Source organism: Tardiphaga sp., from assembly GCF_028290785.1.
Classification (GTDB): Bacteria; Pseudomonadota; Alphaproteobacteria; order Rhizobiales; family Xanthobacteraceae; genus Tardiphaga.
The window spans coordinates 1-14,073 of record NZ_JAQGJD010000077.1 but is presented as its reverse complement, the minus strand read 5'-3'; the positions used below and the strand labels follow the sequence as shown (position 1 = coordinate 14,073).

Genomic DNA, 14,073 nt, shown 5'->3' with positions numbered 1-14,073 from the left:
TCGGGGCACCAGTCGCCGCTGTAGTCGATGTCCTGCTGGTGCGGGCAACCCAAAATGGCGTCGGCGATGCCGACCGACAGCGCGTTGTGCTCGGCAATGAACTCCAGCATTTCGCGGATCACATCTGAATTGCGGCGGATGTCGCCTTCGGCGATCGACCAGGCGCGCATCGCGATGGCCGGTTGCGCGAAGGCCGGCATGATGCCGACGCTGACTTTGGTGGCACGATCCAGATCCGGGCCGTAATAGGCGACGGTCGCCATCGGCCAGCCGCGGCGGCCCTTTTTGGCCTTCTTGTGCAGGCGCTTGTGATACTTGTCGTCCATCGCAGGTTCCGGATGCCGCACAGGAATGAACCATAGCACGAATCGCGACGCAGCGTGTTCCGCGACGGAACCGGCGCCGCGCGCGGGACGTTGAACGAGATTCTTAAGCGGCCATTAACCGGTCGGCGCAAATGCCTGAAACAAAGAGTGTATATGTCGCTTAGCCATCAAATCCTTCAGCAGCAGGTGCTAAGTGTTGGCCATCGCGTACCCTTATTTATTTGAGATGATACGGCCAATGCCGGCCCCAGAGAGCGTAGCGACCCTCCACCGAATCTCGTCGCGCTGGCTTCTGGTCGCGGCGGGCATCGTCGTGATCGGATTCTCGCTGATCTGCGGCAGCGTCGTGCTCAGCATGCGCCGCGGCGACGACAGGCTGGCGCACCAGACGCTGGGCAACCTCGCCAGCTCGATCGATGCCGACGTCGCCCGCAACATCGAGCTGTACGACCTGTCGCTGCGCAACGTCGCCGGCCACCTCACCGATCCCGACGTGCAGGCCGCCAGCAAGGCGATGCAGCGGCTGATCCTGTTCGACCATGCCGCCACCGCGCGGCATTTCGGCGCCATCCAGGTGATGGACGCGACCGGCCGCGTCACGATGGATTCCGAAGCGCCGGACCCGGCGCCGCAGAATTTCGCCGACGACGAGTTCTTCAAGGTGCAGAAGCGCGATCCGCTGTTCGGGCTGTACATCTCGAAGCCGCGACTGCACCAGGGCGCCTATGGCATCGTGCTGAGCCGGCGCGTCGCGGCGCGCGACGGCACCTTTCTCGGCGTGGTGTCGGGCTTCATCCGCTACACCTATTTCCACGAAATGATCGCCCGGCTGCAGCTCGAGCCCGACGACCTGATCACCGTGATCCGCCAGGACGGCGTCGTCATCATGCGCGCGCCGTTCAATATGGACGAGATCGGCCTGGACATCTCCCGGCGGCGCGGCGTGCAGAAGGCACTGGCCTCGTTCTCCGGTGACTTTGTCGGCAAGAGCCTCAGCGACGGCATCGAGCGGCTGTATGTCTGGCGCGAGGGCACCCATCCGCTGATCGTGATGGTCGCCCGTTCCACCGCCTCGATCTTCGGGCAGTGGCGCCAGGAAGCGCTGCGGATCGGCGGCGCGATGGGCGCGCTCGGCCTGATCGCCTGCGGCGTCATGCTGGTGCTGGCCCGCGAAATGAAGAAACGCGCCGAGATCGAGAACAAGATGGCGCGGCTGGCGATGACCGACAGCCTCACCGGGCTGAGCAACCGCCGGCATTTCGACGCCGTGCTGGAGACCGAATGGCGCCGCGCGCTGCGCAACCGGACGCGGCTGGCGCTGCTGATGATCGACGCCGACCACTTCAAGGCCTTCAACGATGCGTTCGGCCACCAGGCCGGCGATCTCGTGCTGGAGGGCATCGCCTGGAGCATCTCGCGCCACGCCCAGCGCGCCAGCGACTGCGCCGCGCGTTACGGCGGCGAGGAGTTCGCGCTGGTGCTGCCGGGGATGTCGCTGACCGAGGCGATCGAGCTCGGCGAACGGATTCGCATTGAAGTGGGCGAGCTGGAGCGCGACGGCATGACCACCACCACGGTCAGCATCGGCGTCGCCAGCCTGGTGCCGTCATCGACCACCACCACCGGCCACCTGATCAAGGCCGCCGACGGCGCGCTGTACGCCGCCAAGGCCCGCGGTCGCAACCAGACGTTTCCCGCCGCACCGCTGCGGAAGTGGATGGCGGCGTAGTTGCGACGCGCGCGCTCGGTCCACGGCTTGATGCGCGATGTTATTCATCCGCAGCGTCATTCGACCATCGCTTGCGCCCCGCGACGAAACATCCGATCGCTCCCAGTTGAATGACGGCGGCAAAAGCGAAAAAAATGCCACGCTCACTCGCGACATGGCCGTCGATCAGCGCACCATTCCGCAGCAGTCCGAAGACGGCCGGCGCGAACGCATAGCCTGCCTGGCCAACGGCAACGATCAGCGGCACGACCCGAGCCGTGTCGTCCGGCGTGAATTCCGCTTGAGCGATCAGCGGTGGGAGCGACGTGGTATTGCCGATTCCCAGCCCGAACAGCATGATGCCGAGTACCAGCCAAGGGCCACTGGCCCCCGCCGACAAGATGAAGAGGCACGAGCCAACAAGTTGCACGCCATTGCTAACGCTGGCGACGAGGCGACGGTCGGCCGCGGGAGGTATCAGCCAGCCGACCGCCGAGCGCCCGACAATCGCCGCCAGCGTCGCGCCTCCCATGGCCAGCCCTGCGCCGCTTTCGCCGAGCACGGGTACCAGCAGCGAAAACAAATGGGCGAGCAGTCCGATTTGGGCGAAGAGACCGAGCGTCATCCCGGCAGAGAGCGTGAGCAGCCGAAGATCCCGCCAGAGTTGATGCCCAAGCGGTGCTGCCGTCGTCGCCTTTCGTGCGGCAGCAGGTGGGCCGTCCCCGTCCGGCCGCTGGCCTAGCCGCTCCGGCGTTCGGGAAAACACCAGCACCGCGAGCAGAACGACCACCGACACCATGATGCTGCCGATCGCGAGTGCCGCCGGAGCAAAGCCGATCGCGGTGATGAGTGCGATCCACAGCGGCGAGAAGATCACGCCGCCCAGGCTCGCACCATTATAGGCCATACCCAGCGCCGCCGGACGGCGTTGCACGAACCACGGCGCGATCAGCGCGTTCACGGCGGCCGCGCCCATAGTGACCCACCCTGCCCCGCTCGCAAATGCAGCGACGAAGAGCTGCCAGGGTTGTTCCGCCAGCGCCCAACCCAGGGTGCCCAGCGCCAGCAGGATTGCACCGAGGACCGTTGTGCCGGGCACGCCGAACCGACGATAGAACGCTGGCAGATTGGCGACGACGACAGCCCCGACAAGAAAATGCGCCGTCACCGCTGCCGACACCATCGCGACGGGCCAACCGGTACGCGCGACCACGGCATAGAGGAAGACCGACGGTCCGTAGAAACCTATGCCCCACCCAAAGGTGGCGAGCAGGAAGGTGGCGGCAACGACGCGCCAGCCGAAGAATGGGCGCATCGGGGTGTCCAGCAGGGCCGTCATTCGGGATTTTCTCCGTTTAAGCCGAGCTGCTTATTGCCGCATTATCCTGGGCCGATGCTTCGGTGAGGACCGAAGTATTTCCTGCCGTCTTCGCCTATGCTGTTCGGCGACCGGGGTGCCCGGATGGCCACATCGACCAAGATTGCCGAAGCCGCTGCCCCGATGGGAGAGCCCGCCGCGCGGCCAAGTTCGCTACGCTGATGGACGGTCGGTCGCTGACCGCGACTGAACTGGCCCATGTTGTCGCTGTAAGCCCGCCGACGGCGAGCGCGCATCTTGCACGACTTGCCACCGTCGGCCTGATCGCGGTCGAGAAACCGGGCCGTCATCGCTATCACCGGCTGGCTGGCCGGGCGGTGGCGCGAATGATGGAGAGCGTCATGCAGATTGCAGACGGGCTGGCGATGGATCGCCTTCCGCGCGGCAGCCGACGTCGCGGACTTCAGCCGGTCGCCCAGCTCTTAATTGGCGCGATGTCGTTCGGTCGCTGTCGCAGCCGGAGAGCGCACGCCGCCGGCGACATAGGGCAGCACGAACATGTAGAGACCGCTGAACAGCAGCAGGAACAGCGGCAGCAGCGGCGCATAGGTGACCCAGGCCGGCGGCGCTCCAAATCCCATGGCAACGAAATTGGCGATGACGGTCGCCGTAAAGATGAGCGACAGCCAGCGGTGGGTCTGCCGAATCCAATGGTTGATGTTCACTGACAACTCCTCATGAGAGAATGGTGAAGCCATTTTGCCGGCTCATGACGGCGGCGGCGGCCGCGATCAGTCGAGCCGCGGCAACAACTGCTCCATCGCCGAAAAGAACCGCGGCCAGCCGAACCTCGCGCCCTGGTAGGCCTGCTGCTGCTCGGGCCGGAAGCCGACCTGCTCCATCCGCAGCACGGTTCCGCTGCTCGAGGGGGTCAGCGTCCAGGTCACGATGGTTTCGAGGCCCTGCGCCTCCCAGCTATAAGCGAGCTTCCTGGTCGGCTCGATTTCCGTGACCTGACAATCGACCTTCCCCCAGCTGGCGAGAAGCTCGAACCGGTGGCCGATCAGCGGTTCGAAATTGTTTTTCATGAGCCAGTCCGCGATCAGATGCGGCTGGGTCAGCGCCCGCCAGATCTTTTCCGGCGCATGGCCGAACTCGCGTTCGATGATGACGGACAGTGTTTCGGTGGCTGCGATGTTCAATTGTCCATCCTCCTCAATAATTGTTCGAGATCGTCGAAGCGGCTTTCCCAGAACCCGGCCATCCGGCTGGTCCAGTCCAGCAGCGGAGCCAGGGCCGCCGGTCGCGGGCTATAATGCGTCTGACGGCCTGCATGCCGGTCAAGCACCAGTCCGGCCTGCTTCAGGATGCCGAGATGCTTTGACACCGCGGGCTGCGATACGTCGCCTTGCGCGGTCAGCGCCGCGACCGTCTGCTCGCCGTCCCGGCACAGCCGTTCGAAGATCGCGCGCCGGGTCGGATCGGCGAGCGTCTTGAAGATTTCGTCGCTGGTGACTGCCATTAAATTCATAACCCGTCAGTTATCGGTTAAACCAATAACCAGCAAGTTATGGGTTGGTCAAGCGAAAGATCAACGAGCTGGTTATTCAGCTCGCAAACCATGACACGCGGCCGTTGTCCAAAAGCCTGACAACCCGTTGGGGGCGATGGATTAACCCTCCATTTACCTGACTTGCTAACGCTGCCTCCATTGTTGACCGGTAATCATGCATCCAGAGGGTGGCGACATGAAATACCGTCTGCGGGGCCAGAAGGCCGAGGACGTACGCAATACCTGTGAGAGTCAGGCGAGGTCGGCGCCGCGCGGTCCGGTGCGATGGCTGATCGTCGTCGGCGTGGTGCTGGTGACGGCGATCGCCGTCGGCACTGCCATGACCGTGGACAATTTCCGCCAGCGCGCCCTCGACCATTCCAAGCGCGAACTGGAAAATACCGCGCTGCTGCTGACGCGGCATTTCGACCAGCAGTTCCAGGACCTGCAGCAAGTACAGAAGAGCCTGATCGCGCATCTGTGGCAGAACGGCATTATCGCGCCGGAGAATTTCGCGCGGCGGATGGCCAGCCAGGACGCGCACCTGATGCTGAAGGCCCAACTCAAGGATGACGTCGCCGGCGACCTCACGGTGCTCGATGCCGACGGCAACCTGATCAACTGGTCGGGCGCCTGGCCGGCGCCGGCGATCAACCTCGCCGACCGCGATTATTTCATCCAGTTGAAAAACGTGCTCGGGGTCGATGACGAAGTGGTGCGGCCGGTGCTGAGCCGCATGACCGGGGGCTGGAAGACGCTGTTCGCGCGCAAGCTGGAGGGGCCCAATGGCGAATTCCTCGGCGTCGTCACCCGCGGCATCGAACCCGACCATTTCGAAAAGTTCTTCGCCTCGGTGATGCTCGGCGACAAAGCCGCGATCGCCATCTTCCACCGCGACGGCACGCTGATGGCGCGCTACCCTTCCGCCGGCAACGCGACCGGCGGCAAGGTCAACGGCGGCGCGCTGATGCAGCACCTGCGCTTCAGCGACGAGCCCGCGACCAAGCGCATGATCAGTCCAGTCGATGGCATCGACCGGCTCGGCACCATCCGACTGCTGCGCGATTTCCCGATCGCGCTGGTGGTCACCGCCACCGTGGACGGCGTGCTGGCCGACTGGCGAAGCCAGACCCGCTTCCTGGTGGGCGTGGCCGTCCTGTCCGCGTTGATCATCGCCGGATTGCTGTACCTGGTCATCCGCCACATGCTGCACCAGGGCCGCGCCGCGCAGTCCGAACTGACGCTGGAGAAGAACCGGCTCGGCACCGCCATCGACAACATGACCCAGGGCCTGCTGCTGTTCGACGCGCAGGCGCGGGTGGTGATCTGCAACCAGCGCTACATCGACATGTACGGCCTGTCGCGCGCGGTGATCGCCCCCGGGCGGCCGTTCCGCGACGTGATCGCGCATCGCAAAGAGACCGGCACGTTCGAAGGCGATGTCGATGCCTATGTGTACAGCGTGATGCGCGACGTCGGCCGCTCCACGACCCAGATGATACACACCGCCGACGGACGCACGATCCAGATCTCGTCGCGGCCGGTGGCCGACGGCGGCTGGGTGGCGACCCACGAGGACGTCACCCAGCGCCGCATCACCGAAGAGAAGATTGCCCATCTGGCGCATTACGACGCGCTCACCGACCTGCCGAACCGCACCCTGTTCCGCGGCCAGCTCGAGCACGAACTGGAACGTCTCGAAGACGGCGCGCAGTGTGCCGTCCTCTATATCGACATCGACGAGTTCAAGGGCATCAACGACTCGCTCGGCCATCCGGTCGGCGACGAACTGCTGAAGATGATCGCGGTGCGGCTGCGCGGCTGCGTCCGCGACAGCGACGTGGTGGCACGGCTCGGCGGCGATGAATTCGCCATCGTGCAGACCGCGGTCGAGAGCCACGGCGACGTCACCGACCTGGTGGCCCGCATCTACAAGGCGATCCGCGAGCCGTTCGAATGCCTCGGCCATCGCCTGCTCACCGACGCCTCGATCGGCATCGCACTGGCGCCGCGCGACGGCAGCGATCTGGACACGCTGCTGAAGAACGCCGACCTGGCAATGTATAGCGCCAAGGCCGACGGCCGCCGCACCTTCCGGTTCTTCGAACCGGAAATGAACGACAAGATCCAGGCGCGGCGCAGCCTCGAACTCGACCTGCGCCATGCGATCGACGGCGGTCGCTTCAAGGCCGGCGGCTTCGAAGTCTACTACCAACCGCTGCTCAGCCTGCACGACGACACCATCACCGGCTGCGAAGCGCTGCTGCGCTGGCGCCATCCCGAGCGCGGCATGATCTCGCCGGCCGAATTCATCCCGGTCGCCGAGGAAATCGGCGTCATCAACCAGCTCGGCGAATGGGTGCTCAATACCGCCTGCAAGGAAGCCGCGAGCTGGCCCGGCGACATCGGCGTCGCGGTCAACGTATCGCCCGTGCAGTTCCGCAGCCACACGCTGGCGCTCAAGGTGGCTGCGGCGCTGGCCGCCTCCGGCCTGCCGGCGCGGCGGCTGGAGCTGGAAATCACCGAGGCGGTGCTGATCCGCGACGACGAGGTCGCGCTCGCCATCCTGCACCGGCTGCGCAGCCTCGGCGTGCGCATCGCGCTGGACGATTTCGGCACCGGCTATTCGTCGCTCAGCTATCTGCAGCGTTTCCCGTTCGACAAGATCAAGATCGACCGGTGCTTCGTCGCCGACCTCGCCGAACCGAACGGCTCGTCCTGCATCGTCAATGCGGTGGTCAACATCGCCGCGTCGCGCCACATGACGACCACCGCGGAAGGCGTCGAGACCGAGGCGCAGAAGGACCTGCTACGCACGCTCGGCTGCAACGAGATGCAGGGCTGGCTGTTCAGCGCCGCCCGCCCGGCGGCCGAGGTCCGCGCGCTGATGGAAACGCACAAAGCGAAACGCGCGGCGGCGTAGGGTTTTTATCCTCCCCTGGAGGGGGAGGGTCGGCGAGCAGCCGCGCGCAGCGCGGTGCGAGACGGGGTGGGGTGGGCGGCAGAGCGGTACCGATGAGCCTTTCACCCCACCCCGCCAACATCGCGCTTCGCGCCATGTTGGCGACCCTCCCCCTCCAGGGGAGGGTAAGGCCCCCCTACTCCACCAGCGTGAACTGCATCAGCAGCGTTCTTTGCAGCATCGAGAAATTGTCGTCGGAGACCAGCGTCAGCACGATGTCGCCGTCCGCAGCGACATGGGCGTCGATGCCCTCGAAGTTGTCGATCTCGAAGCCGAGGTCGGCGTCGAAGATCGAGGGGCCATCGACCGTGGCGCCCGGGACGATGCCGGCCAGCGCGATGCGGCGGATGCGGATGCCGGCGCCGCCGAGCAGCGAGAATTTTCGCTCCAGCAGCAGCACGTCGCCGGACGGCAATTGCACGGCGTCGCTGATGTCGTAGGCGTCGGTGCGGCGCACCGAGAATTGCGCCGGTGCCTTGCCGCCGATCAGCCACGCCATGATGTTGCCGGCGGGGTCCAGGCCGCGCTCGGAGATCGCAATCAGCGTGCCCGCCAGCGCCATGCCCTTGCGGCCGACCACCAGCGCTTTCAGCCCGCCATTGGACGGCAGCTTTCGCATCCCCGGCGGCTGCGGCAGTACTTCGCCGCGGGCGCGGACGCCGTCGTGGCCGAAATCGAATTTCAGGATCTGATGCACGCGCTCGAGGCCGATGTAGACCGTGGGGCCATCCACCGCGATGGACTCGCTGTCGTACCAGCCGCGCGCGGTGATCGGCCGGCCGTCGGCGCCGAGGATCGGGGCGGCCTCGACATCGGCAAGCCCTGTCATCGCCTGGCCGCTATAGACGATCCTGCCGGTGAACCAGTTGCCCTTGTCGGAAATAGCGATGAAGCCCTCGCCTTTGGTATCCAGCCGCAGCCCGGAGAGACCGCCGAAGTCGCGATATTTCGAGGTCAGCACCAGGCCGCTGCGGTACTGCAGCGAGCCGAAGCGAACACGGCTGCGGTCGCTGGTGTCGAAGGCCGGGATCGGGCGGGAGTCGATCTCGATGGAGACCGGGGATTTGGGTAGTGGCGATGCTGGGACGGAGACGGATTGCGCATGGGCGAAAGATGAGATCGCGAACGCGACGACCAACGCGGCGCCGTAGGGTGGGCAAAGGCGCGCTTTGCGCTGTGCCCACCACTCTTTCATTTGCTGGGTGGTGGGCACGCTTCGCTTTGCCCACCCTACGGCCACCATCGGCTTGCTAATGCAGTTTCCGCCGCCGGCCGCGCGTCGGTGCGGCCCCCGACGTCTCGCTGAACAATTCCGCCAGCTTCTCGGTGATCGCGCCGCCGAGTTCTTCGGCATCGACGATGGTCACGGCGCGGCGGTAGTAGCGCGTCACGTCGTGGCCGATGCCGATCGCGATCAGCTCCACCGGGGAGCGGGTCTCGATCTCTTCGATGACGTGGCGCAGGTGACGCTCCAGATAGTTGCCGGGATTGACCGACAATGTGGAGTCGTCGACGGGCGCGCCGTCGGAGATCATCATCAGGATCTTGCGCTGCTCGGAGCGGCCAAGCAGCCGCTTGTGCGCCCAGTCCAGCGCTTCGCCGTCGATGTTCTCCTTCAACAGCCCCTCGCGCATCATCAGCCCGAGGTTCTTTCGCGCACGACGCCAAGGGGCATCTGCCGACTTGTAGATGATGTGGCGGAGATCGTTGAGGCGGCCCGGATTGGCCGGCTTGCCGGCGGCCAGCCACGCCTCGCGCGACTGCCCGCCCTTCCACGCCCGCGTCGTGAAGCCCAGAATTTCCACCTTGACGCCGCAGCGTTCCAACGTGCGCGCCAGAATATCGGCGCAGGTCGCCGCCACCGTGATCGGCCGGCCGCGCATCGAGCCGGAATTGTCAAGCAAGAGCGTTACGACGGTATCGCGGAAGGTGGCTTCCTTCTCGTGCATGAAGGACAGCGGATGGTGCGGATCGGTGACCACGCGCGACAGTCGCGCGGGATCCAGGATGCCTTCCTCGAGATCGAACTCCCAGGCGCGGTTCTGCTGCGCCATCAGCTTGCGCTGCAGCCGGTTGGCGAGCCGCGCCACAATGCCCTGCAGATGTGCGAGCTGCTTGTCGAGGTAGCTGCGCAGCCGTTCCAGTTCGTCGTGATCGCAGAGGTCTTCGGCGGCGATGACCTCGTCGAACTTCGGCGCAAAGGCGTGATATTCCGGGCCGCGTGGTTCGTTGGCGCCGCGCGAATTCGGCCGCGTCGCTTCGCCCGGCGTGTCGTCCTCGCCCATCTCGCCATCGTCGAAGGTCTCGGAGGTCGAGGCCTGCGCCGAATCCATCGAGCTATCGGACATCTCGTCGGAGGTCTGCTGCGCCTGGTCGGCGCTCATTTCCTGCGCGGCGTCGCTCTCCGGCGAGCCTTCGGCGCCGGCCTGGTCGTTCTCGCCCTGGCGCTCGTCGTCCTCGCTCTCGTCGTCCTCGGAGTCGGCGTTGCGGTCGTCGCCGAGCTCCAGCGCCGACAACAGGTCATGCACGGCGTCGCCGAACTTGGCCTGGTTCTCGGTGAGGCTGTCGAGCCTGTCGAGGCGATGGCCGATCTTGTCCTCCAGGATCGGGCGCCACAGGTCGACCATCTTCTTCGCCGCGGCGGGCGGCGCCAGGCCGGTGAGGCGCTCGCGCACCAGCATCGCCAGCGCATCGGCCAATGGCGCGTCGGCGCGGTCGGTGATCTCGTCGAACTTGCCGCGGTGGAAATGATCGTCGAGCATCGCGCTGAGGTTCTTCGCCACGCCGGCCATGCGGCGCGAGCCGATCGCCTCGACGCGGGCCTGCTCGACGGCTTCAAACACACCACGGGCCTGCGGATTGCCGGGCATCAGCTTGCGATGCACTTTCGGATCGTGACAGGCGAGCTTCAGCGCGATGGAGTCCGCGTGGCCGCGCACGATGGCGGCGTCCCGCTTGCTCATTTTTCGCGCGGGTTCGGGGAGCCGGGCCTTGCCCGGCGACAAGCCCGGCCGTTCAGCGGCGAAGCTGACTTCGAGCTCCGGCGACTTGGCGATCGCGCGCAGGCACGACGTCACCGCCCGCTTGAACGGCTCGGTCGGAGCCTCCTTGGCGCCGGTGCGGAATTTGTTGGTGGTGGGTGTGGTGCTCATGAAATCGCGCGACGCTCCAGCAACATGTCAATCTTTCGGCGAGCGCTGATCGTCGAATTCGACGAAGCGTGTGGTGATGGCAGACCAGTCGTAAGGGCAGTCCGTTGGGAATACCGTTTCAGGGACACCAGTCTCAAATGCAGCGCCACCCCGTGCATCATCATAAGCTTCCGCGGTAGCTTCCGAAATGCGCGGCTTGAGGCTCGGATTTTCTCGGAGTGTGCGTGCGATCTGTTTCCGCTGTACCTGAATGGAGCGTACCCAGCTTCGCGAACGATGCGTCGGCTGATGATCCCACTTCAGAAGATGAAGCATCAGTACGCGCAGCGCGCTTTCCAATCTATTGTACTGATCGCGCCCCACGTCGGACAACTCCTCAGCAACATTCTCCGCGTCTATTTCATTGAGTCTGCCGGCCTTCAGCAACGCGACCTGTGCTTCAACCCAGCCGTAGAGATCATCTTCATAGCGTGCAGGCGCAATCGACGTTTCGGTCGAGCCGGAGCGAGCTTTTGACTTTGTCGTCGTGCTCATGGCGCCTCTCTTTCTTCCCTCTCCCCTTGCGGGAGAGGGTGGATCGACCCGCGAAGCGGTTCGAGACGGGTGAGGGGGTGCCACGAACTCCGAGCCTGGTGTTACCCCTCATCCGCCTCCGCTTCGCGGAGGCACCTTCTCCCACCTATTCGCTTCGCGCGGGGGAGAAGGAAACAAGAAACAGCGTAGCTTCAGCTCAGCGCGACGTTCACCGAGCTCTCCGGCAGCTCGGCATTGAAGCAGCGCTGGTAGAATTCCGCCACCAGCGGGCGCTCCAACTCGTCGCACTTGTTCAGGAAGGTGACGCGGAACGCGAAGCCGATGTCGCTGAAGATGTCGGCGTTCTCGGCCCAGGTGATCACCGTGCGCGGGCTCATCACCGTCGACAGGTCGCCATTGGCGAAGGCATTTCGCGTGAGGTCAGCGAGGCGCACCATCTTGTTGACGATGTCGCGGCCTTCGTTGGTGCGGTAGTGCTTGGCCTTGGCCAGCACGATCTCGACTTCCTCGTCATGGGCCAGATAGTTCAGCGTAGTGACGATCGACCAGCGGTCCATCTGGCCCTGGTTGATCTGCTGGGTGCCGTGATAGAGGCCCGAGGTGTCGCCGAGGCCGATGGTGTTGGCGGTCGAGAACAGCCGGAACGACGGGTGCGGCTTGATCACCTTGTTCTGGTCCAGCAGCGTCAGGCGGCCGGAGACTTCCAGCACGCGCTGGATCACGAACATCACGTCCGGGCGGCCGGCGTCGTATTCGTCGAACACCAGAGCGATGTTGTGCTGCAGCGCCCACGGCAGGATGCCGTCGCGGAATTCGGTGACCTGCTTGCCGTCGCGGACCACGATGGAGTCCTTGCCGACCAGATCGATGCGGCTGATGTGGCTGTCGAGGTTGACGCGCACGCAGGGCCAGTTCAGGCGCGCCGCGACCTGCTCGATATGGGTCGACTTGCCGGTGCCGTGGAAGCCGGTGACCATGACGCGGCGGTTGCGCGAGAAGCCGGCGAGAATGGCCAGCGTGGTGTTGCGGTCGAACCGATAGTCGGAGTCGATGTCCGGAACATGCGGGTCGCCGTCAGAGAACGCGGGAACTTCAAGGTCGGAGTCGATCCCGAACACCTGCCGTACCGACACTTTCATGTCGGGGATGCCAGTGGGCTCATGGGCTTTGGAAATGGCGGCGGTCATCAATCCTCCGTGGTCCCGGATCTGCCGAAACCAGTCTCGAAATGGCTGCGGATGGGGTGCTGGATGGAACGTAGCAGACCAATGCAGCCGGACAAAGCCCACGGCGCCATCAAAGTTCCACTGCATTATCATGCAGATAGGTTCCGGCTGCGAATTCCGGAAGGCTGCCCTGCGAATCAGGAGGGCTTGGTCGTCGAAAACGCTCTTGGTCGCAGGCGGATCAAACTCAGCCGCCGGTGCTTTCACCCCTATAGTGTCGCCATACGTGGTTGAGGCGCGGCGCGCCGGATCGGAGCTTCGTGACTGCCTGGATTGACTCGTTGACACATTTCGTCGCCGCCCATGCCTGGCTCGGCTATCTCACGCTGTTTCTCGCCGCGCTGCTGGAGGCGGTGCCGGTGGTCGGTTCGGTGATCCCCGGCTCGACCATCATTCTGGCGCTGAGTGCGCTGGTGCCGTCCGGCGACCTCGATCTGGTCGGGGTGCTGCTGGCCGCCGCCGCCGGCGCGGTGCTCGGCGACGGCACGGCGTTCTGGGTCGGCCATATCCAGCAGCACAAAATCCTCGAAACCTGGCCGATGTCGAAATATCCCGCGGTCATCGCCCAGAGCGAGGCGTTCTTCCACCGCTTCGGCACCCTCGCGGTGTTCTTCGGCCGCTTCGTGCCGCCGATCCGCGCCTTTGTGCCGGTCACCGCCGGCGCGCTCGGCATGGCGCCGGCCAAATTCTACACCGTCAACATCCTCGCGGTGGTGCTGTGGGCGCCGGCGCATGTGCTGCCCGGCGTGCTGGCGGTGTCGGCGTTGCATCACTATAGCGGCCTGCCGCACCACACCGGCTTCGGCAGGCAGATCTGGATTCCCGCGGTGCTGATCGCCGCGACCCTCGCCGGCCTCGCGACCTGGTGGTGGCATCGCCGGAAACGGGCGGCGGTGGATGCCCAGTAGCCGAAGCTTAGCACCGGCGTCTCCCGGGGGTCGTCCCCGCGAAGGCGGGGACCCATAGCCGCTGTCACCGTGTGGCGGGACCGCGTCCATGGCGGCCTTGTTCAAAACATTGCTTCGGAGGTTTTGGGTCCCCGCCTTCGCGGGGACGACTCGTGGAGAGACCGCACCAAGCCATCTTGGAATACATCCAAGATATATCTTTGCTCTTGCGCGTCCACCTCAAAGATATATCTTAGCCCTATCGAAAACACACCAAGAGGGTTTCACATGTTTGGATTTCATCACGCAATGCGCGGCGAACGCGGCCGCCATGAGCACCGCGGCGAGCGCCATGCCGGGCCGCGCGGCGGCCGGTTCGGCGGCGACCATGGTCCCGGCGGCTGGGAG

General features: G+C 65.1%; 12 protein-coding genes. 3 read left to right on the top strand and 9 right to left on the bottom strand.

Annotated features, from left to right (window positions below; all coding sequences use genetic code 11):
• Positions 1-326: hypothetical protein (locus JWR89_RS04470; RefSeq protein ID WP_299712224.1), on the bottom strand; the 326-nt coding region annotated here is incomplete at its 3' end.
• A 238-nt stretch (positions 327-564) separates the two neighbouring features.
• Here JWR89_RS04470 and JWR89_RS04465 point away from each other — a divergent pair.
• Positions 565-2,055, top strand: a complete 1,491-nt coding sequence (locus JWR89_RS04465; RefSeq protein WP_299712221.1) for a sensor domain-containing diguanylate cyclase — start codon at positions 565-567, stop codon at positions 2,053-2,055.
• A 40-nt stretch (positions 2,056-2,095) separates the two neighbouring features.
• Here the strand turns inward: JWR89_RS04465 and JWR89_RS04460 are convergent, their stop codons facing one another.
• The 4 genes from JWR89_RS04460 to JWR89_RS04445 form a co-directional block, all read right to left on the bottom strand.
• Positions 2,096-3,373 carry an MFS transporter gene (locus JWR89_RS04460; RefSeq protein ID WP_299712218.1) on the bottom strand — a complete coding sequence of 426 codons (1,278 nt, stop codon included), beginning with the start codon at positions 3,371-3,373 and terminating at the stop codon, positions 2,096-2,098.
• A 461-nt stretch (positions 3,374-3,834) separates the two neighbouring features.
• Entirely contained in the window at positions 3,835-4,077 is a 243-nt protein-coding gene (locus JWR89_RS04455) for a hypothetical protein (RefSeq protein WP_299712215.1), read from the bottom strand.
• Between the two features lie 66 nt (positions 4,078-4,143).
• A complete protein-coding gene (locus tag JWR89_RS04450) occupies positions 4,144-4,554 on the bottom strand; it encodes an SRPBCC domain-containing protein (RefSeq protein WP_299712212.1) in 411 nt (136 codons plus the stop codon).
• Complete coding sequence (locus JWR89_RS04445; RefSeq protein ID WP_299712209.1) at positions 4,551-4,874, bottom strand: metalloregulator ArsR/SmtB family transcription factor; 324 nt, start codon at positions 4,872-4,874, stop codon at positions 4,551-4,553. The genes JWR89_RS04450 and JWR89_RS04445 overlap by 4 nt, the downstream gene beginning before the upstream one ends.
• A gap of 226 nt (positions 4,875-5,100) precedes the next feature.
• On the opposite strand from JWR89_RS04445, the gene JWR89_RS04440 reads away from it, so the two are divergent.
• Positions 5,101-7,827 (top strand): EAL domain-containing protein, encoded by a 2,727-nt coding sequence (locus JWR89_RS04440; RefSeq protein ID WP_299712207.1) that lies wholly within the window; start codon positions 5,101-5,103, stop codon positions 7,825-7,827.
• A gap of 175 nt (positions 7,828-8,002) precedes the next feature.
• Here the strand turns inward: JWR89_RS04440 and JWR89_RS04435 are convergent, their stop codons facing one another.
• The 4 genes from JWR89_RS04435 to cobS all read right to left on the bottom strand — a co-directional run bounded on the left by JWR89_RS04435 (position 8,003) and on the right by cobS (position 12,739).
• Complete coding sequence (locus JWR89_RS04435; protein WP_299712204.1) at positions 8,003-9,004, bottom strand: esterase-like activity of phytase family protein; 1,002 nt, start codon at positions 9,002-9,004, stop codon at positions 8,003-8,005.
• 112 nt (positions 9,005-9,116) lie between these two features.
• Positions 9,117-11,018 carry a cobaltochelatase subunit CobT gene (cobT, locus tag JWR89_RS04430; RefSeq protein WP_299712201.1) on the bottom strand — a complete coding sequence of 634 codons (1,902 nt, stop codon included), beginning with the start codon at positions 11,016-11,018 and terminating at the stop codon, positions 9,117-9,119.
• A 27-nt stretch (positions 11,019-11,045) separates the two neighbouring features.
• The gene (locus JWR89_RS04425; RefSeq protein WP_299712198.1) at positions 11,046-11,552 is read right to left on the bottom strand and encodes a DUF29 domain-containing protein; all 507 of its coding nucleotides are present in this window, start codon (positions 11,550-11,552) and stop codon (positions 11,046-11,048) included.
• Positions 11,553-11,743: 191 nt separating this feature from the next.
• A complete protein-coding gene (gene cobS, locus JWR89_RS04420; RefSeq protein ID WP_299712195.1) occupies positions 11,744-12,739 on the bottom strand; it encodes a cobaltochelatase subunit CobS in 996 nt (331 codons plus the stop codon).
• 299 nt (positions 12,740-13,038) lie between these two features.
• Here cobS and JWR89_RS04415 point away from each other — a divergent pair, with 299 nt between their 5' ends.
• The gene (locus JWR89_RS04415; protein ID WP_299712193.1) at positions 13,039-13,686 is read left to right on the top strand and encodes a DedA family protein; all 648 of its coding nucleotides are present in this window, start codon (positions 13,039-13,041) and stop codon (positions 13,684-13,686) included.
• Positions 13,687-14,073 lie beyond the last annotated feature (387 nt).

What these genes read in the sequence shown, in the direction of transcription:
- JWR89_RS04440 (WP_299712207.1), top strand. Translation starts at nt 5,101, where the DNA reads ATGAAATACCGTCTGCGGGGCCAGAAGGCCGAGGACGTACGCAATACC.
- JWR89_RS04465 (WP_299712221.1), top strand. Translation starts at nt 565, where the DNA reads ATGCCGGCCCCAGAGAGCGTAGCGACCCTCCACCGAATCTCGTCGCGC.
- cobT (WP_299712201.1), bottom strand. Translation starts at nt 11,018, where the DNA reads ATGAGCACCACACCCACCACCAACAAATTCCGCACCGGCGCCAAGGAG.
- JWR89_RS04445 (WP_299712209.1), bottom strand. Translation starts at nt 4,874, where the DNA reads ATGGCAGTCACCAGCGACGAAATCTTCAAGACGCTCGCCGATCCGACC.
- cobS (WP_299712195.1), bottom strand. Translation starts at nt 12,739, where the DNA reads ATGACCGCCGCCATTTCCAAAGCCCATGAGCCCACTGGCATCCCCGAC.
- JWR89_RS04425 (WP_299712198.1), bottom strand. Translation starts at nt 11,552, where the DNA reads ATGAGCACGACGACAAAGTCAAAAGCTCGCTCCGGCTCGACCGAAACG.
- JWR89_RS04460 (WP_299712218.1), bottom strand. Translation starts at nt 3,373, where the DNA reads ATGACGGCCCTGCTGGACACCCCGATGCGCCCATTCTTCGGCTGGCGC.